17 protein-coding genes are annotated in these 25,059 nt (G+C 45.4%); 3 read left to right on the forward strand and 14 right to left on the reverse strand.

What is annotated here, in order from left to right; all coding sequences use genetic code 11:
• The first annotated feature begins 91 nt into the window (after window positions 1–91).
• Window positions 92–1,321, forward strand: a complete 1,230-nt coding sequence (locus tag MKY28_RS19130; RefSeq protein ID WP_036611218.1) for a quaternary amine ABC transporter ATP-binding protein — start codon at window positions 92–94, stop codon at window positions 1,319–1,321.
• A complete protein-coding gene (locus MKY28_RS19135) occupies window positions 1,287–3,875 on the forward strand; it encodes a glycine betaine ABC transporter substrate-binding protein (RefSeq protein WP_340936661.1) in 2,589 nt (862 codons plus the stop codon). The genes MKY28_RS19130 and MKY28_RS19135 overlap by 35 nt, the downstream gene beginning before the upstream one ends.
• A 610-nt stretch (window positions 3,876–4,485) precedes the next feature.
• Here the strand turns inward: MKY28_RS19135 and MKY28_RS19140 are convergent.
• From MKY28_RS19140 to rhaD, 8 genes are all read right to left on the reverse strand, one after another.
• Window positions 4,486–4,704 carry an immunity 17 family protein gene (locus tag MKY28_RS19140; RefSeq protein WP_100529965.1) on the reverse strand — a complete coding sequence of 73 codons (219 nt, stop codon included), beginning with the start codon at window positions 4,702–4,704 and terminating at the stop codon, window positions 4,486–4,488.
• Between the two features lie 134 nt (window positions 4,705–4,838).
• A complete protein-coding gene (locus MKY28_RS19145) occupies window positions 4,839–9,995 on the reverse strand; it encodes an S-layer homology domain-containing protein (RefSeq protein WP_340936663.1) in 5,157 nt (1,718 codons plus the stop codon).
• A 571-nt stretch (window positions 9,996–10,566) separates the two neighbouring features.
• Window positions 10,567–11,721, reverse strand: a complete 1,155-nt coding sequence (locus MKY28_RS19150) for a copper amine oxidase N-terminal domain-containing protein (protein WP_076251502.1) — start codon at window positions 11,719–11,721, stop codon at window positions 10,567–10,569.
• A 187-nt stretch (window positions 11,722–11,908) separates the two neighbouring features.
• On the reverse strand, window positions 11,909–13,267 hold the full coding sequence (locus MKY28_RS19155; RefSeq protein ID WP_143781084.1) for an ABC transporter substrate-binding protein: 1,359 nt from the start codon (window positions 13,265–13,267) through the stop codon (window positions 11,909–11,911).
• Window positions 13,268–13,642: 375 nt separating this feature from the next.
• Window positions 13,643–14,464: a carbohydrate ABC transporter permease gene (locus tag MKY28_RS19160; RefSeq protein ID WP_036669010.1), complete on the reverse strand. Its 822-nt coding sequence runs from the start codon at window positions 14,462–14,464 to the stop codon at window positions 13,643–13,645.
• The gene (locus MKY28_RS19165) at window positions 14,461–15,327 is read right to left on the reverse strand and encodes a carbohydrate ABC transporter permease (RefSeq protein WP_370511427.1); all 867 of its coding nucleotides are present in this window, start codon (window positions 15,325–15,327) and stop codon (window positions 14,461–14,463) included. Before MKY28_RS19165 ends, MKY28_RS19160 begins: the two co-directional genes overlap by 4 nt.
• Window positions 15,328–15,766: 439 nt before the next feature.
• Window positions 15,767–17,584, reverse strand: coding sequence for an APC family permease (locus tag MKY28_RS19170; protein WP_036669004.1), 1,818 nt, complete (start codon window positions 17,582–17,584; stop codon window positions 15,767–15,769).
• A gap of 278 nt (window positions 17,585–17,862) precedes the next feature.
• The gene (gene rhaD, locus MKY28_RS19175) at window positions 17,863–18,708 is read right to left on the reverse strand and encodes a rhamnulose-1-phosphate aldolase (RefSeq protein WP_076251500.1); all 846 of its coding nucleotides are present in this window, start codon (window positions 18,706–18,708) and stop codon (window positions 17,863–17,865) included.
• 437 nt (window positions 18,709–19,145) lie between these two features.
• On the opposite strand from rhaD, the gene MKY28_RS19180 reads away from it, so the two are divergent.
• Window positions 19,146–19,496, forward strand: coding sequence for a hypothetical protein (locus MKY28_RS19180; RefSeq protein ID WP_076251498.1), 351 nt, complete (start codon window positions 19,146–19,148; stop codon window positions 19,494–19,496).
• 53 nt (window positions 19,497–19,549) lie between these two features.
• Here MKY28_RS19180 and MKY28_RS19185 read toward each other — a convergent pair whose 3' ends face one another.
• The 6 genes from MKY28_RS19185 to MKY28_RS19210 all read right to left on the reverse strand — a co-directional run bounded on the left by MKY28_RS19185 (window position 19,550) and on the right by MKY28_RS19210 (window position 24,940).
• A complete protein-coding gene (locus tag MKY28_RS19185) occupies window positions 19,550–20,068 on the reverse strand; it encodes a GNAT family N-acetyltransferase (protein ID WP_076251729.1) in 519 nt (172 codons plus the stop codon).
• 239 nt (window positions 20,069–20,307) lie between these two features.
• Window positions 20,308–20,595, reverse strand: coding sequence for a hypothetical protein (locus tag MKY28_RS19190; RefSeq protein WP_076251496.1), 288 nt, complete (start codon window positions 20,593–20,595; stop codon window positions 20,308–20,310).
• Between the two features lie 189 nt (window positions 20,596–20,784).
• Complete coding sequence (locus tag MKY28_RS19195) at window positions 20,785–21,273, reverse strand: DinB family protein (protein WP_036668991.1); 489 nt, start codon at window positions 21,271–21,273, stop codon at window positions 20,785–20,787.
• 27 nt (window positions 21,274–21,300) lie between these two features.
• The gene (locus tag MKY28_RS19200) at window positions 21,301–22,236 is read right to left on the reverse strand and encodes a helix-turn-helix domain-containing protein (RefSeq protein WP_340936664.1); all 936 of its coding nucleotides are present in this window, start codon (window positions 22,234–22,236) and stop codon (window positions 21,301–21,303) included.
• Between the two features lie 256 nt (window positions 22,237–22,492).
• Window positions 22,493–23,659 (reverse strand): hypothetical protein, encoded by a 1,167-nt coding sequence (locus MKY28_RS19205; protein WP_340019567.1) that lies wholly within the window; start codon window positions 23,657–23,659, stop codon window positions 22,493–22,495.
• Window positions 23,660–23,719: 60 nt separating this feature from the next.
• Window positions 23,720–24,940 (reverse strand): metal-dependent hydrolase family protein, encoded by a 1,221-nt coding sequence (locus MKY28_RS19210; RefSeq protein ID WP_340936665.1) that lies wholly within the window; start codon window positions 24,938–24,940, stop codon window positions 23,720–23,722.
• Window positions 24,941–25,059: the final 119 nt, after the last annotated feature.

Here is a 25,059-nt window from a genome sequence, read left to right on the forward strand (position 1 = left end):
TACCGGATTTCGTGGCTGGGCGCATAAGTGTATGGGCTTATGGATGCTGAAAGCCGTTCGAAGTGCACAACACATCAGAAGGGGTGAAAACATGACCATACTTGAAGTGAAAAACGTAAGTAAATTGTTTGGACCCCAAACCGAGCAAGGTCTGCAATTACTGGAGCAAGGTTGGGGTAAAGAAAAGTTGGCCAAAGAAAAACAGATAACGGTTGGTGTCAACCGGGTCAACATGGACATTAAGGAAGGCGAGATTTTCGTTATTATGGGACTGTCCGGGAGTGGTAAATCCACACTGGTTCGGATGTTCAATCGTCTGATTGAACCAACATCCGGAGAAATTCTGGTCCATGGTAAGGATCTACGCAAGATGAACAAAGAACAATTGCGCGAAGTGCGCCGGAAAACGATTAGCATGGTCTTCCAGAAGTTTGCGTTGTTCCCGCACCGTACCGTTCTTGATAATGTGGAGTATGGATTGGAAATACAAAAAGTAGATAAGGAAGTACGCCGGGAGAAGGCAAAAACCTCACTTGAGCTGGTTGGCCTTAAGGGCTGGGAAGACAAAATGCCAGATGAACTCAGTGGCGGGATGCAGCAACGTGTCGGCTTGGCGCGTGCACTTGCCAATGACCCGGAAGTACTACTGATGGATGAAGCCTTCAGTGCACTTGATCCATTGATTCGCCGTGATATGCAAGACGAGTTGATCGAGCTTCAGGATAAAATGAAAAAGACCATCATTTTCATTACCCATGACTTGGACGAAGCGCTGCGCATCGGCGATCGTATTGCCCTCATGAAAGACGGCGCAGTTGTGCAGATCGGTACACCGGAAGAAATCATGATTCAACCGGCCAACTCATATGTGGCCCGCTTCGTCGAAGACGTGGATCTGTCCAAGGTCCTCACTGCCGCTCACGTCATGCGTCGCCCTGAGACAATCACACTTGACCGCGGTCCTCGGGTAGCCCTCGAACTCATGCGCGAAAATGGTGTCTCTAATCTGTTTGTCATTGACCGTTCGAAGAAGCTACTTGGTGTCATTACTGCAGAAGATGCAACCCGTGCAATGCGCGAAAATAAAGTATTAAATGACATTCTGATCACGGACGGGCCGACAGTGTCGCCTGAGACCCTGATTCATGAATTGTTTGAAATTGTAAGTTCTGCCCATGTGCCGCTCGCTGTTGTTGGTGAGAATGGCCGTCTGCAAGGTGTTATCGTCCGCGGTGCCCTGCTGGGTGCACTTAGCGGTGAAGTTGCAGTAAAGGAGGAACTTGAGAATGATTCCCAAAATACCACTAGCATCGTGGATTGAATCCATCGTTGACTGGATGAGCTCCTCGCTCTCCGGATTGTTTAATGTAATCTCTATTGTTATTCAGGCAGTAGTTGGATTCTTCTCCGGGCTGTTCATGCTGCCCCATCCACTCCTGTTCATTGCCATATTGGGTGTTCTTGCGTTCCTCGTAGGACGACTCCCACTGACACTATTTACGGTTATCGGATTCTTGCTCGTAGATAACTTGGGATACTGGTCCCAATCGATGGACACACTCGGTCTGGTTATCACTTCAGGATTGGTTTCGATCCTGCTTGGTGTACCTGTCGGAATCTGGCTCGCATACAGCAAAACTGCGGCGCGGATCATTACACCGCTCCTTGACTTCATGCAGACGATGCCTGCATTTGTCTACTTGCTGCCTGCGGTCACATTCTTTAGTCTAGGTGTCGTTCCAGGTGTTATCGCTTCTGTTATATTTGCGATCCCGCCAACGATTCGTCTGACTCACCTGGGTATCAGACAGGTATCTGGCGAATTGGTTGAAGCAGCTGATGCATTCGGCTCAACTTCCATGCAAAAATTGTTCAAAGTACAGCTTCCACTCGCTTTGCCTACCGTGATGTCCGGTATTAACCAGACCATCATGCTGTCACTGTCCATGGTTGTTATTGCATCCATGATCGGTGCACAAGGTATTGGTGCGGAAGTCTATCGTGCTGTAACACAGCTGCAAATCGGTAAAGGTTTCGAAGCCGGTCTGGCCGTTGTTGTACTCGCGATTGTTCTGGACCGTTTTACACAAAATGTGTTTATGCCAGGTCGTAAAAAGACTTCACGCATTACAGCCAAGCAAAAAGCATGGATCACTGCTGCGGCAACATTCCTTGTGCTTGTAGCTGGTTTCTCACAATACTTCGTTGGTGGCACAACTTCGGCTGGTGGCAACAATTCAGCAGCCAATGCTGTAGGTCAAGAAGTGAATTATCAGATTATTGGTATCGATCCAGGGGCTGGTATCATGAAGTCTGCTGCAAAAGCGATCGAAGACTATAAACTGACTGACTGGACTCTGATTGAAGGCTCTGGTGCAGCCATGACGGCCACGCTGGACAAAGCCATCAAAAATGAAGATCCAATCATCATTACAGGTTGGACTCCGCACTGGATGTTCAACAAATATGATCTGAAATATCTGGAAGATCCAGAGAAATCTTTCGGTGATGCTGAAGAAATTCACACCATCGCCCGTAAAGGTTTGAAAGAAGATCACCCTGTTGCGTTTGAATTCCTGTCCCGTTTCCAATGGACATCGGATGACATGGGTGAAATGATGACTGCTATCCAGGATGGCACATCCGCAGAAGAAGCAGCTAAAGCTTATGCTGAGAAACATGCCGATCAGATTGCTGAGTGGACCAAAGGTCTGACTCCAGTGAACGGTGATGCATTCAAACTCAGCTATGTGGCTTGGGATTCCGAAATCGCAAGTACAAACTTGCTGAAATATGTGATGGAAAACGAATTGGGTTATAAAGTTAACGCTCTGCAAGTGGAAGCCGGACCAATGTGGACGGGTGTTGCCTCAGGCGACGTAGATGCCTCTCCAGCAGCTTGGCTGCCATTGACACACGCAGACTACTGGGAACGTTACAAAGACCAGGTAGACGATCTGGGGGCTAATATGACAGGTGTACGTACAGGCCTCGTGGTTCCTAAGTACATGACTGAAGTAAACTCGATTGCAGATCTGGAGACAGGTGCCGCTTCTTCCACTCCATCGGCAAGTGCTAATGTGGGCGAAGAGGTTAATCACCAGATCGTTGGTATTGATCCAGGTGCAGGTCTGATGAAGGCCACAGCAAACGCCATTAAACATTATGAATTGTCTAACTGGAATCTGATTGAAGGTTCTGGAGCAGCAATGACTGCATCATTGGACAAAGCTTATAAAAATGAAGAACCCATCATCGTTACGGGTTGGACTCCGCACTGGATGTTCAATCAGTATGATCTGAAGTATTTGGATGATCCCGACTTAATTTTCGGCGATGCAGAGGAAGTTCACACGGTTGGACGTAAGGGAATCAAAGAAGATCATCCCGTTGCCTATGAGTTCTTCTCTCGTTTTAATTGGACTGCAGATCAAATGAGTGAAATCATGGTAGACATTCAAAAGGGCGTTTCGCCTGAAGAAGCTGCCAAGACTTATGCGGAAAAACATCCGGACCAAATTGAAGAATGGACCAAGGGGTTAACCCCGGTTAAAGGTGACAATTTACGTCTCGGTTATGTTGCATGGGACTCTGAAATTGCGAGTACCAACCTGATGAAGTATGTGCTTGAGACGGATCTGGGTTACACAGTCAAAGCACTGCAAGTCGAAGCTGGTCCCATGTGGGCAGGCTTGGCAGCAGGTGATATCGATGCTTCTCCAGCCGTTTGGCTCCCGCTTACACATGGGGACTACTGGAAGACATATGGAGACAAGATTGAAGATATCGCTGTCAGCATGACAGGAGTTAAACAAGGTCTGGTTGTTCCAACGTACATGGATATCAACTCTGTTGAAGACTTAAAAGATAATTAAACCAGATTGAGATGGATAAACCTGAATTTGGTAAAAAGACCACCGAAATTTTTCGGTGGTCTTTTTGAGTGTAACTGTTACTTGGGAATGGGAATGTCTTCAAACCTAATGAAAGCCCGAATTTACCTGAAGTGCCGTTTCCTTTTAATGAAAAGCTTCGCTCTGGATAGGATAGGATCAGGAGTCAGATACTCACTCACGGTTAGAGCAGAGCAAATACAAGCGCTAACGAATCGGAGACGCCTTATTCAAGGATATGAAGTGATTCCAGAAATCTAAAGAATCTGAGACACGCTATATCAGAATAAAACAGTCGTTTGCTGTGTTTTTGCAAGGAATTCCAGTAAATAACGTGCCTGATGTTCCTTACTTTGTAAAAAGAAGAGCTAAAGGCGAAATAAGGCGTCCTGAGTTCCTTAGAAAATGGTACCCCTTTCCCAGGGTATGAAGGCTTGGGCTTCAAGACATTTTAAAATGCTAATCTCCACACCCTAACTAACTTCGAAAATCTCAAGCATAAAGCTAAACGTACTAATCGTTACCTTCTACATTAAAGGCTGTGAAACTGAATTATGTACTCAGGTTCTGTAAATTTTCCCCTTTTATATTCCTACACTTTACCAATCAGCAACAATAGTACACCAATGGCAATCATGACAACACCGAGAATACCATATACCACTCTTGCACCCTGACGTCCAATGGTCTTCACAAAAATCCCTGCTCTAAAACTCTTCATAAACCAGTCCCAATTGTTGATACCACCGAGCAAACTAAAAATTCCTGCCGCTATGGCAAATAGTGCGATTAAAACGGGTTGTTCTTGCATTACGTCAACACTCCTTCAATATAATCCTGTCTACTATACCTCCACTTGGTGAAAATTAACAGGCATTAATTAGAAAAAAAACAGCTTGCAGATGGGAGTCTGCAAGCTGTTTTAAACCGTCTATATCATGCGTTTTATTGTTTTTGCAACTCGCTTGCTGACAATAACAAGGTTACCACTTCAGCACGTGTTGCTTCAGCGAGGGGGTTAAACATATTTTTCCCTGTTCCCTTCACCAGTCCTGCATCATATACAGCAGCGATATATGGAACAGCCCACGCCGGTACTTTATCTGCGTCTGCGAAAGTCAGTGCCGGATTCGACTGTACCGGGAGGCCGAGTGCTCTGACAAGCATAACTGTCATCTCTACCCGTGATACTTTGCCCGATGAACGGAACGTATCATCCGTATACCCACTAATGATGCCTAGATCCACTGCCTGAGCAATAAAGGATTGTGCCCATGCAGGTATCCCGGCAGCATCCTTAAACGTCAATGCCTTGTTGCTGGCTGGAAGTTCAAATGCTCTGCCCAACATCACAATGAATTCTGCGCGTGTGGCTGGTGCATTCGGACGGAAATTACCATCCTGATACCCCTTCACAATTCCCCGGGAAATGGCCTGTTCAATGGCAACTGCTGCCCAGTGATTCCCGACGTCCTTCAGGTCTACAACCGGAGTGGTTGGATTAGTACCTTCCCCACTACCCGGAACAGTTGGCGTAGTTGGGTTTGTAGGATTGGTTGGTGTGGTTGGAGTTACAGGCGGAGTAGGTGTTGTAGACCCTCCACCACTGTTACCACTGCCCGGATTACTTCCATTATTGCCGCCACCATTACCAGGATTGCTTCCATTTCCGTCCCCCGGAAGTTGCGTACCTTTCAGATCCGTGCTGCGTCCTTCCGTCACTTGATTCACATTACCTACACGGTCTAGATGTTCATGGAAGATTTCATAATCGACCAGATTTAATTCGTAGAATCGATTATCATCTTTCGCTGTTCTCATAGCACGATAGAAGTCTCCGCCGTTAGCCATGAATGAATTGGTAGCGACGATATAGTACCCGTTCGGATCGATATCCGAGTACGTACCATCTGTATTCTTAATCTGAACTTTGACCACACGTTGACCCACTTGGGTCACGGTATTGGTCGTTGCATCAATTTTCTCGCCTGGTTTCGTGGAATCGTAGTAGAAACGCATGCCTGCCACTTGTGGGAAGCGCCCTTCTCCCGTTTCCACACCACTAACGCCATTTTCCAGCGCGGCTGTGATTTCCTTGCCTGTCATTTTCAACGCAGACAGATTATTAGCGAATGGCATCACAGTAAGGAGATTACCCAGCGTAATATCACCTGTCTGGAATGAAGCACGAATGCCACCGCCGTTCTGGATCGCGACGTATCCTTTGACGTCGTTTTCCTGCACAATGGATTTCACTTTCTCCAGCATGCCATCTGTCATCAGATTTCCTAGATTGGTTTCCTGTTTCCGCACAGTGCCCCGTTCTCCATCCAGGAAGACATTTGTTTTACCGATAACCGTTTTCTTGAACTGTTCCAGCTGAGGCGCATATTCTTTCAGCTTGTTTGCGGCTTCCACATCATCGGCATAGACGAATTGGCCGTTAGCATCTTTGGCATCCAGACTCAATAATTTGCCGTTCCACTTCTTCAATACGCCTGCTTCATCAAACGTAACATCCAATTGACCAAGAGAAACGTCATATTCCCCAGTCTGCACAACCAAAGTTTGGTCCGCATGGGCATCCACCAAAACTGGTGCGTTCAGAATGGTGTGTGAATGACCACCTACCACAATGTCGATTCCTTCTACGGCTTCAGCTAATTTCAGATCCTCAGAGTAGCCAAGGTGAGTCAAAGCAATGATTTTATTAATACCTTCATTTTGCAGCATTTGTACAGTTGCTTGTGCATTTGCCTTGTAATCCGCAAACTTCAAGTCATCTCCTGGTGAAGAAAGAGATACCGTATCAGGTGTTGTCAGTCCGAAAATACCGACTCGCTTACCATTCACTTCCGTAATAATCGCCGGATAGATTTCAGCTTTCTCACCCGGATCACCGATGCTATTGTTGTACAAACCACTCAAGCTCGCATCCTTTGAATAATCAATATTAGCACTTACAAACGGGAACTCTGCTTTTTCAATAAATGCTTTCAGTACGCTTGGACCTTTATCAAACTCATGGTTACCAAAGGTCATGGCATCATATCCGATCATGTTCATGAACTCCAGATCAGCCAGACCATTAAACAGATTGAAGTACAATGTACCAGAGAATACGTCCCCTGCATCCAGCACCAGGGTATTATCATTGCGCGCTTCCTTAATTGCCGTTACTCGGCGTGGGATGTTATCCAGATGCGCATGCGTGTCGTTTGTGTGCAGTACGCGCAGGTTGAAGTCCCCTTCTTCCACTGGATCTCCAATACTCAATTGTGCAAGCAATGGATCATGGTCGCTCACTCGTCCATCTGCTGTCTCAAAATCGGCATTCACATGTACCACTTCGATGGCTGCCGTCTCAGTCAGATTTTTACTCACCAAAATGTGATCCAGTGTCTGGGAGTTTCCATCATAGATGTAGGAATACCGCTGATTTTCTGGCAGTTCGTTTACCAGATTGTCCAGTTCATTACCTTCAACAATGTTCAAAGTATTCGAGAATTGGAAATCATTAAAATCACCAAGAACAGCGACATTTACCTCATGGTCTTTGTTCAGTAACTCTTTCACAAACCCATTCACCAATGCAGCTTGCTTCGCACGTTGAACTTCACTGCTTCGAGTGGCAGGTTGTATACTTCCAAAAGGTTTCAGGTCTCCACCTTTCGAATTGAAGTGATTGGCAATCACCACTACACGTTCACCATTGAATTCGAATTCAGCAGCGAGCGGTTTGCGGGAGCTGGCGAACGCCTCGTCCCCTGGTGCAATACGACCCGGATTATTGGAGAGACTGCCGTCAGCTTTGACTGTGATCGCTGTCGTAGCATTTCCTTTTCCGATACCGTTAGCCAACGATACACGGTTCGGCTGATAAAGGAACCCTACACGAATATTGGCACCAGGTGCCCCGCCATCCTTGTTATTTTCCGGAGAAATCTCACTATATCGATATGTTGGTCCGTTGTTCGTTTTGATTGCATCAATTAGCGTCTGAAAACTCTCATTGGACGCTGTTGTGCCCGTGTCGGCATCGCCATCGTTATCCTGAACTTCCATGATGCCAATGATGTCTGGCGTGTTCAGATTATCCACGATGATTTTACCGATTTTATTGGCTCGTGTTGAATCTTTTTTGCTGAAGTTCTCCACATTAAACGTAGCAATGGTCAGTTTATCTGCCGCTTGTTCAATGGAAGTAGTCGCTTGTTTCGTTTCTCCAGGGATAACTGCTGGTAAATTCCCTTCAGGACTCACCTTGAAATTTCCACTAGAGTAGGTCATTACTCCGACTACATTCCCATCCAACTTATCGCCTGTTTTTACTGCTTTGGAAGGTTTCTTGCCGATAAATAGACGCTGCGGATTGAGATCACTCTCATTCATATCTTTCTTGTTATCGGTCAGAATAACACCACCGTTAGGTGTGCGAAGTGGATTATTCTCACCATTATCCACAACAACGGCCAGACCCGGTTGACTGGAGTAAGGACCTATAATTTCAGGCTTTTCCAGTTCAACACGCATGCCTTCCAAACTTTCAAAAAAGTCTATAGCATCCATCTCGGGATTAAATTCTGCAAAAGAGTCTGAGTCAATGACGGTTGGAATTACACGTCCATTGACACCCAACTTCACAGGTGCAGGTAGATCTACCTTATTTATTACTTTTACAATGGCACTCGCCGTAATCTGCGTGGTGGTTAATTCGTTAACCGCCCCATATTCCGTAACTTTCCCAGATACCTTCACCTGATTGCCAACGATAACTCCATGACTTGGTTTATAAACCTGAATGGCTTCGGATGTCCGGTTATCATCGTCCATCTCGCCCGGAAGCTCTTGCATGTAAAAACTGCTTGTACTGACAGAGGTAACAATACCTTCAATATCCTTAACATCGTATCCGTTAAAAACAGAAGTATGTCCTGCGCCCTGAATATCATGGATACGCACGTTTTCTTTATCAGGAAGTATTTGATACGTAAAGGTGTACACTGCACTGGATTGTCCATTAAGAATGGCAACAGCCTTGATTACCATGTCTTGATCAATCACTATTGGACTACTATACACGGCGGAAGAAGAAGTAGGCTCTGTATTATCCGTCGTGTAATGTACAACTGCACTCTTGGCTGGAGAGGTTAATGTGACTTCATTGTTCCGGGGAATCCCGCCAGATGGAACACTTGCCATCACAGACAGGCTATTTTCTACAACATCTGCGGCTGTTCTAGGCAAAATCTCTAATCCGTAATTACTGTTGAATGTCAGAACACCCTGCACATATTCGTAGGTTTTGCCAACAGTTAGCGCGGTAGGAGAGTTTTTGGCATAAATCGTCATCTCAGCACCATGACTATCCGTAGCGTAAAACGTCGAACTACTGCCCCGTGTTACCTGAATATCTCTTACTTCGACAAACATTCCCTCATACTTTTCGCCCGGACCTTTGTTACTTTGGTCTGCTGGTCTGACAAAGTCTGTGGACACCATATTTTTGGGTCCGGGGAGTGTTACATTTTGCTCAGTTACCTTCATGTATCCTTCGGTAAAACCTGACTTATCCTTCTCGATCTGGACGAGTCCGCTGTAGTGGGTAATTGGACCATACACTTCAATGCGATCCCCCACGTCAACTTGATTTTTCGCTCGGACTACAATGCCAGCTTCTTCGTCTTGAATATAATAATTCGTGAATTCTCCGGAGAGTTCACTGTACGTTACGACACCTGAAACGGCTACATTTGTATTTGGTGCAAGGACTCTCGCATCAGCAATGGATATGATTCCAGTCTCGTCTGCTTCCTGTACTTCTGAGTTATCCGTCTCAGCTGGTTCTTCACTTTCAGTTCCATCAAAATCACCATCTTCGTTAGTTGGTGACTCTGTCCCCTCCAGGTCTGACGATTCTTCAGTTGGGACAGTATTCGGTATGGAAGTCTCCTGATCACTTGTGTGCGGCTCTTCCGTTACTACACTTTCCTCATCAGCATATGCGGTGCTACTTAATCCACCTATTGGTGCCGCACCTGTAACGACAAGAACGAAAACCAGAAACCCTTGTGCCCAACGTTTCACTTGCTTGTTGTTCATTCGTCCTACCCCCATGTTTTCAACTTGGCAATCATTTGTTCAGCCAGCTTGTACATTAGTTCAAATATAAGATAACTGAATAACAGACTTGTGTAAACAATATTTCTTCGTTATGAAAGAAAACAGAACACTCATATCACATTTTCTAAACTAACCTCATAATAATGAATAAATAGTACTAACTTTTAACTAAAAACACGTTATTAAGCCTATTAAAGTTATATAAATGTTAGATATACGGTTACTTAACGTCAATTAAATTGACATTTATACTGAATATATATACGAATTCGACATTTAGTAACAGTACTCATTTCTTTAAACCCACTAAAACCTGAGTCTTGAGACATGCATTTTCACATGATAAAACGATATGTACGGATCACTTTAGATCACAACATTAACTGAGTATAAAAGAGAACTATTAAGCGCAAAATCAGTATGAGTTAATAGAATGTTAAAAAAAAACCACAAGAACATCTCCAATTACTCTCAGAGACTTTCTTGTGGGATAATACAAAATATGAAAAATGATACTAATTTCACTTTTTCGAAATGTTACAGACGGTTTTCAATACACTTCTGTGTCTGGTGTCAAAGTAATATTACTTCCATAGGGTTCAATTAATCCTTGTTGCTCCAAGTATTGGTCAACGTATCGATCTGCATTCAGTGAAGTTGACCCGATCCAGTCTGAATATGTTTTTCCAAACATTTTATATAGTATGTCACTAGTATATTCATTACTTAATTCCCCAAAAACAGTATACAACTGTTTTACCGTATTTGTGTGTTTTTTCCCCTCTAAATCGGTCCATGTTACTTTTTTATTCAGATCTACCTTCCTTATATCCTTAGTATATATTTGTACATTTGACCCATTGATTTTGAAGTACACACGGATGCTTTTTTCGTAAGGATGACCCTTGAGAATGCTCCACCCTTTCATATCTCCAGTAGCTGGCACAGCATAAAGTTTCCCTTTTGTTGGAGTTGTTCCTGTTACACTGTTTTGTTTTTGAGGTTGTTCAATATTAATAGTCATTTTACCTTTACCAATGGATACTTGCATCTGCTTAGCTTTAGAGTTATAAGTCACAGTTCCATCCAGAGCATCTGAGAGAACAGAAGCAGGAAACAAAGTTACGCCATTTTGAACAAGCAACGGGGACTTGAGAGTTAATCGCTCTCCATTTAACGTTGCTTTTGTTCCCGTTTTCGGGAGAGTTAGTTTGGTAGAACCAACTTTAATCTCGAAGGCGTCCTGTTGAGCAATGTAACTAACACTCCCTCCCAGTGCCTTAAATACCTCTTTCATCGGAACAAGAGTCACACCATTTTTTATGTATCCTCCATCAATTGCTTCATCCAAACTACCTGAAATAGTAACTGATCTTTCAACATTTTCGACTTTAACAGTAATTGTTGAAGAACCTACACCTATTACCTTTACCATCCCAGTGCTCAGCACTTGAAGTATATGAGGTTCACTTATCGTATAATCTGTTTTTGTAAGACCTGTATTTCTTCTGTAGTATGGATCGTTATCGCTATGTATTGAATTTTCGTCATCATACACAACAACTATATTAAGATTAATCTTACCACCGACCGAAACTGAAGTATTAGGGATGAGTTCAATATCTTTAACTTTAAGTTCCTCCGCATAAACACTTGAAACAAACAACAACATAAATGCCATCATTAGAACCGTTACTCTTTTCATTCACTTGTACTCCTTCTTATTTTTAATATTGTCCATTGCTTTTCATGAATCCATGTATTGGGATACCCCTTTCAGCTTCCTATTCTATTTTCGGAATCATTAACAAAAAATGTTAGTCTTTCTCTTTAGTAAAACAAAAAAATTGAATGCAGCTTAATCACTGCATTCAACATGGATATGAATTAAATTATTTCTTCACCGTGCTGTTATATTGTGCAATCTTGTCTGTAATTTGTTTAGCTGCTGCATCCAGTGCTTCCTGTGGTGTACCTTGTCCATTCAGGACCGTTTCAATCGCTCCTTCGACAAGTTGTCTGGCTTCCGGGAATACACCCATTAATGCCCCTGATGTTGCTGTCGAATCGGCGGAAGCGTGCAATTGATCGACTGCTGTCTGGAATTGCGGGTACTTCGCCATATTATCCTTTAATACTTGCTCATTGTAGGCTGCTGTCGTAATAGGGAAGTATCCTGTCGCAACACTCCAGTTCGCTTGTACCTCTGGTGTAGCCAAGTACTTGATGAATTCCCACGCCGCTTGCTGTTGCGCTTCCGATTTGTTATTCATGATGTACAAGCTCGCTCCACCCACTACAACGCCGCCTTCTTTGGCATCCGCTGGACGAGGCAGGAAGCCTGTTCCCAGTTCAAACTTGCCACCTGAACCTTCTACGATTTTACGCAGGCCAGCTGTGGAATCAAGAGTCATACCGATTTGCTGAGCGGTAAATGCTGCTGTTGTATCGTCTGTGCTACGTCCCAGATTGGAGAGGGTCTTCTCATCAATCATCTTTTTCCACCACGTTAAAGTCTTCACTCCAGCTTCGGAGTTCAGCAGAGACTCTGTAGCTGCTTCATTTCTTCCGTTTCCATTGTTTACATAATCTGCATTCTGGTTTGCAAAGAACTGTTCCATGAACCAGCCGTAGATCGCCATGGATGCACCTGGCTTACCGTCTTTCGCCAGTGCTTTTGCTGCTTGCTCAAACTCTTCATACGTCTTCGGCGGGTTCTCCGGGTCCAGACCTGCTGCTTTGAACATATCCTTGTTGTAATACAAGATCGGGTTGGATGTGTTAAACGGCATGGCGTTCAATTTGCCATCGATGGTGTAGTATCGGATGATGTTTGGCTCCAGTTGGGACAGGTCGAACTGATCCTTGTCGATGAACTGTTGTACTGGCGTAATCATGCCCGAATCGATCATGAACTTGCTACCAATCTCATAGACTTGGATAATGTCTGGACCGCTGTCTGAGCCCATGGATGCTTTGAGTTTGTTCAGACTTTCATCGTACTTCCCTTGATAGATGGGTTTCACCTGAATGTCGGGATGGCTAGCGTTAAAATCGGAAGCGAGTTGGTTAATGGCTTTCTCCCCAGCGCCAGACATGGAATGCCACCACGTCAATTGTGTCGTTTCAGCTGCGGCCGCTTCTGCTTGTGCTCCACTTGCCGGGCTACTTGTTTCAGCTTTTGTTCCGCAAGCGGAAATGACCAACATGAGTGCAGCCAGCATTAATGCGAATGTTCCTCTTTTTTTCAAACGAAATCGCTCTCCTTTTATATGGCTCGCGTACAATAAAATCTTGGGGATGACGCGGTGTGGCCGTTACGGTTACGAATCGTTCTTTTGATCGCTGTTATCCCCGGATTTCTTTTCATTCCCTTTCAAAGGGGGAAATCCGGGGATAAAGGCGAACGCTTTGCTTCTTCAGAATCGATTTCGTCCCCTCCACTACTACCGTCGTTCATTTCAACATCTTATTTGAAGCACGAGCCTCATTTTATTCGCTCTTGGTATCCAGACCTTAAGACCTGATACATGGTTTAATTCAAAACCTCTAAATTAAAATCTTTAGATCAAAACCTTCAGAGTTTCCACTTCAATTCAACTAAATAGTTGTAAAACTTTCATTGCCTACCCTTTCAGCGCGCCTGCGGCCATTCCGCGGACAAGCTGTTTCAACCCGAAGATCAATAACAGTAAGGATGGTAGAATGACCATGGCTGTTCCGGCAAATACAAGATTCCACGCTGTGGATTCCTGGAACTCCAGCATCGAGATTCCGATCTGTGCGGTTCTCATTTCCGGTGTGTTTGTCACCAGCAGCGGCCAGAGATACGAATTGTACATGCTAAGGAATGAATAGATTGCCAGTGTTCCAAGTGCCGGACGGGACAAAGGCAAGACATGCGATATGAAATAGCGAATATGACCACAACCGTCGATCCTCGCCGCCTCGAACAATTCCTTGGGTAGCTGCATGAAGAACTGTCTTAGCAGGAATGTACCAAACGCCGTTGCCAGAAACGGCACGGTAAGCCCCTGGTAACTATCTAGCCAGCCCCAACTGCGAACCGTCAGGTAGTTGGGGATCATCGTCACTTCCCATGGAATCATCATCGTTGCGACAAACATGCTGAAGATGACGTTTTTGCCTTTGAACTGCATTTTTGCAAAAGCATAGGCTGCCATACTCGCTGTAATCAATTGACCAAGCGTTGTCAGTCCTGCGACAAGAAAGGTATTGCCGATAAATCGACCGATCGGAACAATATCAAATACTTCGCTAAAGTTGGACAGATCGATTGAATTTGGAATGATATGCGGCGGATAAGCACTCGCATCTTCCGGCGTCATGACGGCCATGAAAAAGGTGTACATCACCGGATACAACACAAGTGCTGCACAGATCGTCAGTAATACATACAACAGCGTTTTGGTCCATGTCGCACTCATTGGTAATGCACTTTCCTTTCTACCCATTTGAACTGGATCAGGGTCAGCAGCATAATCACCACGAACAGAATCAGTGCCTGCGCACTACCTGTTCCAAAGCGGAAATTAACAAAGGCTTCCTGATAGATGGAATATACAAAAACATTTGTACTGTCCATCGGGCCACCCCGGGTTAGAATGTTGATCTGACCGAACGATTGAAAAGCACCAATGATCGATACGACCGTGACAAAGAATAACGTTGGTGACAGTAGCGGCATCGAAATTTTGCGAAACGTCAGCAATGGTCCTGCACCGTCAATCTTGGCGCTCTCGTAGATCTCATCCGGGATGCCCGCCAAACCACTGGATAGAATAATGTAGTTGAATCCAAGGTTCATCCAGATTGTCATGATGGAAATTGAGATCAATGCCCAATCCGGGCTGGTAAGCCAGGGAATTGGATCCATACCTACTTTGCCAAGCAGATAATTCAGCATGCCCAGGGTCGGATGGAATAGAAACTTCCAGATCACCGCTGACGAACCAACGGATAACACCACGGGCAGAGAGAATACAAATTGGAACACACGCATTCCCTTGAACCGGTTGTGGGTCAGTGCAGCCAGAATCAGAGCAGCCAACATACCTGTGGGGACTGTAAACAGCACAAATAGTAACGTCACTTTCATACCTTGCATAAACAGTCCTGATTGAAACACGGCCTTGAAGTTATCCAGTCCTACATAAGCCGCAATCTGCCCCGTCGGATCTGTGGAATGCAGACTCAGGTACACGGACTTAAACATCGGGTAAAACAGAAACACTGCAAACAAAAGCAGCGATGGTGCCAGGAAACCATAGGCCAGCAGATTCTCCCGCATTCGCTGCACACGCAGCGAGGCTGTCCGGCGCGCACTCGTACCGGATACGCGCCGTTTGGCGGCGGGCAAGCTGATCCGGTTATCAAGCTCACTCATCGGATTTTCTTCCCCCTTGTTTCACGCATTCAGTGTGTGTGAAATGTTAGATCAACTTCAGCACCACGTTATCTAGTGTAAGAGTCGAATGTCACAGCAAAATTCATTCTGAATCAACGTAACGTTAATCATGGACAAGGGACTTTACGGAAATGTGCATCCATTCGAAAGCGGTATCCAAACCGGATTTCATGACAAAAAACCGCAAGAACTCCCCTGTTTGGAGATGTCCCTGCGGTTTGATGTGTAAATGGAATATGAACGTTTGTCTATTAATAAAAGCGACTCATTTTACAATAATCTGTAAATCTTCCAAACGAGGTGAAGCGATTAACCGTTCGAGTTAACGATTAAGATGATATGGCACCGTGGTGACAATCACGTCTTTGTAATTAATCAGATAAGCCCGGATCATGAAGCTGGTCTGGTTGTGCAGTACATTTTGCCACCAGTGCTTAGTGATGAATTGCGGAATCAGAATGGTGATGTGATCGGTCTCAGCCGTTTTCCACTCTACTGTATCAATGAATTTCTTCAGCGGCCCCATAATGCTACGGTATCTCGATTTGATCACGACCAGACGAACACCTGGATTCCATTCTTCCCACTTCTGCTCCATCTTGCGTATCGCCTCATCATCGAAGCCAATGTACAGCGCGACCACATGATCCGACATCGTCTGGGCGTAACTGATCGTATTCATAACGACCCGGGTAATGCCCGCAACAGGAATGACTATCGTATTGCCTTTTTTGGCTGGCTTATCGACCTGAATATCAATACGTAGCTCATCGGCGATGTTGCAATAATGACGGTGAATACGCATGAACACATAAACAACGAGCGGCAAAAAGATAAAGATGACCCATGTCTGTGTGAACTTGGTGAAAATAAAGATCAGGGTAATCGATAATGTAGTCAGCATACCGACGGTATTGACCAGCAACTTCATCTGCCAGCCAGACGGCTTGACTTTGATCCAGCGAATCATCATACCGAGCTGTGACAGGGTAAATGGAATGAACACCCCAACCGCGTAGAGCGGAATCAGGCTTTCCGTATTCCCTTTGAACCCGACCACCAGCAGCGCAGACATCACACTGAGGAAAATGATCCCGTTTGAGAAACCAAGGCGGTCTCCTCTGACCATAAATGCATGCGGCATGTATTTATCCTTTGCCATCATGAAGGATAACAGCGGAAAAGCCGAATAAGCTGTGTTGGCTGCGAGGAACAAGATCAGTGCCGTTACACCTTGGATGATAAAATACATCGTGCCCCTGCCAAACGTCGCTTCAGCAATCTGGGAAATGACCGTTGCTTTGGGATCAGGCTTCACTCCGTACCCATAAGCCAATAAGGTGATGCCGATGAACATGGCTCCCAATATACAACCCATGAGCAGTAATGTACCCGCGGCATTTTTCTCGGCAGGCTGCTTGAAGTTCGGGATCGCGTTACTTACCGCTTCCACACCAGTCAAGGCCGAACAACCGGAGCTGAATGCTTTCAATAACAGAAACATACTCACATGGGATAGACTTGTTCCGAATTCAGGTGCAGCTGCTTCCATCCCCCCGGCAAGAAATTTGATTCCACCCGAGATAATCAGAACCGCAATCGAAAAGATAAATAGATAAATGGGGATCGCCAGCACAGACGCTGACTCCGTCACTCCCCGCAAATTCATAATGGTTAGAAAAACAATCATAATCAGAGCAATCACAACACTGTAGTCATGCAGCATAGGAAAAGCCGACGTAATCGCATCCGTCCCTGCCGACGAACTTACCGCAACGGTCAGAATATAATCGACCAGCAGAGATCCTCCGGCAATCAGACTGGATGTTGTACCCAGGTTATCCTTGGCTACGATATAAGCGCCGCCCCCTGTTGGATAAGCAAATATCGTCTGGCGATAGGAAAAAATTAAAATGACGAGTAATCCCAGCACGGCGATGGAAATCGGAACAGAGTACCACAGGGCGGCGAATCCGGCCGCAACGAGCACCAGCAAAATCTGTTCCGTACCGTAGGCAACGGACGATAGGGCATCCGAGGACAGGATGGCGAGTGCCTTCCATTTCCCCAATTTTTCTCCATCCAGTTCAGCCGATTTCATGGGCTTGCCTATTAAGATTCTCTTCATTTTGCCAAGCATGATCATAACTTCCTTCCGTCTCTCATCTGTGAAGCATTGTTATTATGCAAAATCGCAGAGCCGTTGACAATACGTCATTTCACCCGAATTTCGCCAGCGCGTGATAATGCATTCTACGATTCAATAATCGATAACAAAGCCATTCTTGTTCAGCAATTTGAACTTTTTTGAACCAAAATGACGATTGTTCGTCAAAAAAAAGGAAATGGCCTTTGGTTCAATGAACCCAAGACCACTTCCTTGATCTATGCGTTGACTATAAAACAATACAGCTTTCCTTAACTGCCCAGAATTCCGGGACGAGGAGTAACACCAAACGCTTGTGCCAGTGTGGTCAGCTGCTCATCCGTAATTCTCTGCCGGATCTCGTGACCGGCAACCAGCATAAACACCTGGGCTGCCTTCTCAATCGTCTCAATCAGACCAAATGCCTCGTCAATCGTTGTTCCTGTTCCAAAGATGCCATGTTGCGGCCAGATGACCGCGTGGTATTCTTTCATTTTCTCAGCCGTTTCGCGACCAATCTCGTTTGATCCAGGAATCATCCATGGAATAATGCCGATCCCATCCGGGAATACAACCACACACTCCGTGCACATCTGCCACAGCGTTTTCGTGAATTTTGCTTCATCCAATTCGTGGATAAACGTCATAGCCAATACATGAGTGGCATGGTTGTGCATGACAACCCGGTGGTTCGGGTCCAATTTCAAACGTTCGATATGGCTCATGAAATGTGTAGGCAACTCACTTGTTGGATTCGCCCCGGACTTCAATCCCCAGAGTACTTCCAGCTCCTGTCCATCCTGCGATACACGCAGCAACCCTAGATTACTCTCCGGATCAGCGAGTACATTTTTGAAATATTTGCCCGATGCGGTCACGATAAAATACTTGCCTGCCAGCTCATGCACCGAAAATGCCGGTTTGATCTTGCGAATCACATGATGGATATCGATATATTGGGCAACTTCCTCTTCCTCCAGCAGATAGCTGACATTACCGCCATTGCGCTCATCCCAGCCATTTTTCCACATATGTTGTGTAATCTCAGCCATCTCACGGACGAATGGGATATGGAAACCTGCAGCCTGCGTTGTTTCATTGGTAAGGGTCACGTTCATGATCAATCTCTCCTTATATTGAAAATAATATGGCTTGCCACGTACATAGTAAGTTCCTTTTTTCACATTCATTATACCTTTGTTTATCTTTGATAGTCAATAACAAACACAGAAATAACCTTTTATTTATATTTGTTTAGTTTTGTTTATTTGAAAATAAAACAAAAAAATACCCCACCGGCGCCCGGCGGGGTCAGTCACACATCTATTTAACACGAGAAGGGGTTTACAAGACTTATCTTACCTCTGCTACCTTAATAGAAGCTGAAAGTGAAATAAAAAAAGCATGAAAACATTTATCTCCTTGGGACAGAAGATTCAGTCCCTCCTTCTCATTCAGTACATATATCTCCTTGTCCAAACGCTTTTGTGGATTCTAACATATGCTATTCTAGCTTTTCTCAGAAAAAGTCATTCATAAAAAAGGAGTTGGACCTATGGCAGTCCTTTCTACAGGCCCGATCGAGAACAACCTCTCCGGTGGCAGCAGGCCTACACAACAGGTCACCATCAAAATGGTCAACACCGATTCCATCAATACGTCCAATGTACTCATTGAAGGTTATTTCCTGAATGGAACGAGGACCTTATATGTGCTGCAATCCGTTAATCTGACCCCCGGGCAAGTCTTCTCTCAAACCTACTATGCCAACCTGGATGGATACGAATATGTATTCACAACGGGTGGGGGCGCAGCTGCATTAACTGAAATTTCAGTGTGGGGAAAAGACAGCACTGGGCAAATCGTCACCGCACATCGTATTGTTTCGAATGAACTTGTTCTATAAAAAAGAGGAAACCAGATGCCCTCAATCCCTGTCCTTCATTGGTCGGGGGTTTCTTATTTTCGCAGCACATATGATGGATGCATCTTTCCTGTCGGTTCATAACGTTCATCACCAGTATACTCAAATCCCAGCTTAATCAAGATGTGACGTGACACTTCATTATCCGGATGATGCCCGGCAAACAGTGCCTTCACATTCATTGTGTCAAAGGCATAACCAATTACCGCCCGCGCCGCTTCCTGGGCATACCCTTTGCCCCAGTGATCCCGGGTTAGATGGAATCCCAGTTCATACATATCCTCTTCTGGAGAATACGGACGCAGGCCACAACAACCGACAAACACCTCCGACTCTTTCTCAAAAAGGGGCCAATATTGCACCCCCGCTTCCTTCTGCCTTTGAATCTCCTGTGTCAATCGCGCTTCTACTTCATCCTCGCTCAGAAATCCCTTGCTGCTAATCCATTTGGCAACCTCATGATCGCCCCACAATGCAAACGCCAGCGCACGATCTCCTTCGTTCCAAGTCGCACATTCCAACCGTTCCGTTTCAAATAAGATTGTTCTGTTCATCATCCACTAACCTCCTGTATGCCAACACCAATCTGCGTGCCGCCTATACCTTAAATTAATCGAATGACCGCCAAAGTAAACAAGCCTGTATAAAGGCGCTGTTAAAGTTTAAAGCATCGAATACAGATGTAATCGTAAACAAGCCACTTAATTAATTTAAATCTATGTATATCCATAAAAAAGAAAACCCCTGCCGACAAGATGTCCGACAGAGGCCGTTCCAATCCAGTTCACATCAATTACAAATCTGCTACGGCGAATTGAATTGTTCCGGAAGCTGCGCCTCCAAGGTTAGCTAACAAGGCAAACACCAGAACTCCACCTGCAGAAATGGTAAGGCTGCTGTTTACAGGAACAACGTAAGTGACTACTGGTGCATTAACACGTGTGATCACGAGAGATACCGGAAAAGGTCCAGCGTTGTTCACTGTAGCGCTGGCATTTGTGCCTCCTGCCAGGTTTTCGTAGTAGGACTTGCCTGCTCCGGCAGGAAGGTTGTAATTTTGTATCGGTAAAAGGATGGCCATTGAAATCACCTCCTTTTTGCTTTGATACGGTATTCTATGCTTGAAATCTATTAAAGCAACGGTGAATTACCAGGGTCATAATGTCCAATTTTGATAGACTCCATAGATTGATAGACGAATGTAGGCAAAAAAGCCCCACCGGACCATCCGGTGGAGCCAACTAAGCTTACTTTAATATTACAGGTTTAATTACGCATACAGCATGAAAAAGTTCAGTTCATGGCCCTGCTGCTTGAGATAGTTATACAGCTGCGAACGGTGATGGAATACATGCGTTACGGTTTCAATCTGCCATTGAACCTGCAAGTGACCATGTTCCATATAAAAAGCTTTTGTTGAACGATTCAAAAAGTCGTCTTCGCTCAATCCTTTGATATAAGCTTTGTAGGATTCGAAATTGCTCCATAATGTTGCTTCAAGCTTCTCGATATCCTCAATCCCCGACAGGCTATTCTCTACCAGCCCAACCTCAGCTTCACCTTTTTCCTGCATAATGGCAAGATCCGATGCGGTAATCTGGATAAAATGATGCACTAGCTCCACCAATGAACGCATATTCTCCTGTGGACGATACGACCAATCCTCCGAACGGATCAAGCGAATTAACGAAGCCCCCGTCCGTACGCCTGTTTCCAACTCATTCAACAAGTGATCCCGAATCTGCAATGTTCCATTCATATATGATGTCTCCCTTATCTTTTATTCTCACGACTTCAGTATAACCGAAGGTGCTACAGATCTATTGTACAAATCGGACAACATTCTGCCATGCTCCCTAGCTGCCGTCAACGGAGTCTCTCCATAAAACTTGCGAAATTGCCGAATCAGATGGGCTTGGTCAAAAAATCCATGATTCTGGGCAAGCATTGCCCAGTCTGCCGTGTTCCCTTGATGAATATCACTCAACACACGATGAAAACGAACCACCTCACTGAATCGTTTGGGACTGATTCCGACCCACTCAGAGAACTTGCGATGCAGCTGCCGCTCACTGATCACTTCACGCATCGCCAGCTCTTGGACACTCATACGTCCCCCATCGATAAAGATGCGGTGCAGCACGTTTTTCATCAAATTGTTCTCCGATGTGCTTGCCTGCACGGGCAACGGACTCAAGTACGCATTCATAACCTCTACTCGCTCTGCAAAACTTTTCGTTTCGGCCATCCGTTCCTGAAGCTCGTTTAGCTTCTCCGGCCAACATTCCTGAAGGGCAATTCGCTTATCCGTAAACCACTCCAGAGGCATGCCATGGAAGACATGCGCTCCACCCGGGAAGAACCGGACACCAAAGGTGTAGTCTCCAGCAGGGGAACCATCATCGGATGGCTCAGGTACAGCGAACGGCTGTGTATAATTGCCACAGTAAGCATAGGAGTGCTCTGAACAGACTGGGTCGTATGTAATCAGCATGTCCGTGCAACCATCCGGTAATACCCGGGCAGGTACCGTCATCATCGATCGCTCTGGACCTTCTCTCTTAGCAACATCCGCATGTGTGTTCGGAAGAGATCCTGATTCCCAATAACAGGCCACATAAGCCATCAGACCAGTAGCAGGTACTTTCTCAACATAATAACTGTTAGGGTACGTTCCATTCATCTGAATAGGCTTAAACAACGGGTGCAAACTGTGATCCACAATTCCATCCTCCGGTCACTAGAGTTGGTTACACATTATGTATTCATCTATCATACCACCAACCGCAGAAATGAAGAAAAAAAAGTGCCCTACCGGAGGACAATCCGATAGGGCCAGTCACACATCTATTTAACACGAGAAGGGGTTTACAAGACTTATCTTACCTTCCCAACCTTAATGGAAACTGAAATTGGGATGAAAAGAACATCAATTTTTCTTATAGTGCGTGTTCAAAAAGACCGTTTTTGACAACCTCTTAAAGTGTCTTGATCAGTATGGACGCAATTAACACGGATGCTGTTGTGACCGTTGTGAATCCACCTACCAGCATTGGCGTTAAAATCTCATCGAGGATGGCTTTGCGTTCACTTTCATCACGTCCAACTGAACGGCTTACTTCCTCACAGATAATGTAGTCCCCCGGAAAACCGAATAGTGCAGTCAGTGCCACAGGCAGACCTTTGAGCGGGTCCCATTTGAACAGCTTGGAGCCAACAAATCCACCGATCAGCACCCCGATTACACCGATTGCGATAATGAACAACACTGGAATAATGGAACTAACCACCGCATCAAAAGTGATCGACTCCATACTTGTCATAACGACTACGATCAGACCTATCATGGCAATTCCCGATGTACTTGCTTTATCCAGAATACGAGATGGGAACAGTCCGATCAGATGTCCGAGAACCCCCAGCAACAGAGCCCAGATACTGTAGCTAAGTCCGGTTACATTACCTAGATAAATGGAGAGACTACCCATAATGAACAAGAGCAACAGCAGAATAGGTGCGGTCTGGAATCGCTGCGGAAGGAATGTTTTAGCATTCGCTTCTTTAATGTTCACATGGCCTTCCCCTGCAACCTTGTTCTCAAAAGCGCCCTGCTTCTGCAGTTTCAACGCATATCTGCGCAACATATTGGTTGCAATCGGCATCCCCACGAGGGAATGAATACCCAGAATAACAGCCGGAATTGTAATCAGATGACCCAGATTCATCTCCTGCAACTTCGTGGTTGTGATCAGATAAGAGATAATGCCACCAACAACCGGACTTGATCCGGCAACAGCCGTAGGATAACCATAGAACGGTGATACGATTAACAGGATAAGACCTGTCGCCGTGAGTGATGCGAACAATGAGATCAGTATTGCTTTATATTGGGAACGTATTAATTTCAGCGGTATTAATGTCCCCATGTGTACAATCAGCGGAGCCACCATGAGAGCCCCGAACGCCGTCAGAGCAGAGCTGGATACCACTCCTTTAGGAAATAACCCCGCCCAGTTCAGCAGCAAATATCCGATCAGAATAACAAGCAAGGAAGGAATTCGCGCTTTGGACCAGATCGAAACCAGTTCCCCTATAGCTAAAATAACAAGCAATACTGTGGCGATATATATCGGTTGACTAAACATGGTGGCTTCTCCCCATTCTCTATGTTGTCAGTGCAGTTCAGTAAACGTAGAACCATTTTCTTATTTCAAGCGTTCACCTGATAAATAGACCTGTTCGATATTCTCTATGTTTTCGAGCAGTCCAATATCCGTCAACGGATTCACATTCAGTACCAGCAGATCAGCAGCTTTGCCAGGTTCAATCGTACCGATCTCCGCTTCCATCTGCATCGCTCTCGCCGCATCTCTTGTTGCGGCTACGATCGCTTCCATCGGCGTAAATCCAACATCATCAACAAGCAATCGAAGTTCTAGTGCATTCCCGCCATGCTCAACAGGTACACACGTGCAGAAGTCTGTCCCTACTGCAATGGTTACGCCTGCCTTACGCGCGATAATCATGTTCTCAATATGCTCCTGATATACACTTTTGGCTTTGCGGATACCAAATTCGGGAACACCGTATTTATGCCCTTCTTTGATGATCCGATGTACAATGGCCAGCGTTGGAACCAGAACCGCCTTTTGATCCAGCATCATGCCAATGCCTTCTTCATCAATGTAGATCCCGTGTTCAATGGTGCGTACGCCCGCTTCCAACGCATTTTTGATCCCCTGTGTACCTTGCGCATGTGCAGCCACATAAGACTGTACCGCTTCCGCTTCATACACGATCGCCTTCAGCTCATCCATGCGGAATTGCGACCAGCGAGGGTCATCTTTCTCCGAAAGTACCCCGCCTGTGGAGCACACTTTAATGAAATCCGCCCCTTCACGGAACTGCGTGCGTGTTGCCTTAATGACTTCCGGAACCCCGTCACACACGGTGAAGATATTCAGTTCCGTTGGAATCATATGGATATCTGCATGTCCACCCGTCTGAGAGAGCATATGACGGGAAGTTTTAATCCGCGGCCCCTTCACCACACCTTCCTTGATCAGATCGCGAATGTATACAGCAACATGGCTACCGACATCCCTGACGGTTGTGAATCCTGCGTTGATCAGCTTCGGCAGATCCTGAAGTGCTCTCCCCATCTGGAGTTCATTGGCCTCCAGCGCCACCGCAGCCATATTTAGATTTTTGGCCCCGTGTACATGGACATGGGCATCGATTAATCCTGGCATCACCGTTTTGCCTGTTACATCAACAAGCTCGGCATGTTCCGGAATTGGAACGGTTGCTTTTGCACCCGCTGCTATGAATTTCCCGTTCTCAACCAGGACCACACTATCGGAAACAGGTTCTCCACCTTGTCCATCAATCAACAATGCACCTACAAAAGCAGTAATTTGACTCATCTGTACTCCACCTCATTTTCAGACTTGGTTGTAAGTTCAACTAAAGAATATTTACACTGACCACTCCGATGACAGAATAACCTTCCGATCGCTGTTATCCCCAGATTTTTTTTGATTCC

It is taken from the genome of Paenibacillus sp. FSL R5-0473 (genome assembly GCF_038004565.1).
In the GTDB taxonomy this organism is placed as follows: Bacteria; Bacillota; Bacilli; order Paenibacillales; family Paenibacillaceae; genus Paenibacillus; species Paenibacillus amylolyticus.

Coding starts and splice junctions, on each gene's coding strand:
- MKY28_RS19130 (WP_036611218.1), top strand. CDS start 92: ATGACCATACTTGAAGTGAAAAACGTAAGTAAATTGTTTGGACCCCAA.
- MKY28_RS19135 (WP_340936661.1), top strand. CDS start 1,287: ATGATTCCCAAAATACCACTAGCATCGTGGATTGAATCCATCGTTGAC.
- MKY28_RS19140 (WP_100529965.1), bottom strand. CDS start 4,704: ATGCAAGAACAACCCGTTTTAATCGCACTATTTGCCATAGCGGCAGGA.
- MKY28_RS19145 (WP_340936663.1), bottom strand. CDS start 9,995: ATGAACAACAAGCAAGTGAAACGTTGGGCACAAGGGTTTCTGGTTTTC.
- MKY28_RS19150 (WP_076251502.1), bottom strand. CDS start 11,721: ATGAAAAGAGTAACGGTTCTAATGATGGCATTTATGTTGTTGTTTGTT.
- MKY28_RS19160 (WP_036669010.1), bottom strand. CDS start 14,464: ATGAGTGCGACATGGACCAAAACGCTGTTGTATGTATTACTGACGATC.
- MKY28_RS19165 (WP_370511427.1), bottom strand. CDS start 15,327: ATGCGGGAGAATCTGCTGGCCTATGGTTTCCTGGCACCATCGCTGCTT.
- MKY28_RS19170 (WP_036669004.1), bottom strand. CDS start 17,584: ATGCTTGGCAAAATGAAGAGAATCTTAATAGGCAAGCCCATGAAATCG.
- rhaD (WP_076251500.1), bottom strand. CDS start 18,708: ATGAACGTGACCCTTACCAATGAAACAACGCAGGCTGCAGGTTTCCAT.
- MKY28_RS19180 (WP_076251498.1), top strand. CDS start 19,146: ATGGCAGTCCTTTCTACAGGCCCGATCGAGAACAACCTCTCCGGTGGC.
- MKY28_RS19185 (WP_076251729.1), bottom strand. CDS start 20,068: ATGAACAGAACAATCTTATTTGAAACGGAACGGTTGGAATGTGCGACT.
- MKY28_RS19190 (WP_076251496.1), bottom strand. CDS start 20,595: ATGGCCATCCTTTTACCGATACAAAATTACAACCTTCCTGCCGGAGCA.
- MKY28_RS19195 (WP_036668991.1), bottom strand. CDS start 21,273: ATGAATGGAACATTGCAGATTCGGGATCACTTGTTGAATGAGTTGGAA.
- MKY28_RS19205 (WP_340019567.1), bottom strand. CDS start 23,659: ATGTTTAGTCAACCGATATATATCGCCACAGTATTGCTTGTTATTTTA.
- MKY28_RS19210 (WP_340936665.1), bottom strand. CDS start 24,940: ATGAGTCAAATTACTGCTTTTGTAGGTGCATTGTTGATTGATGGACAA.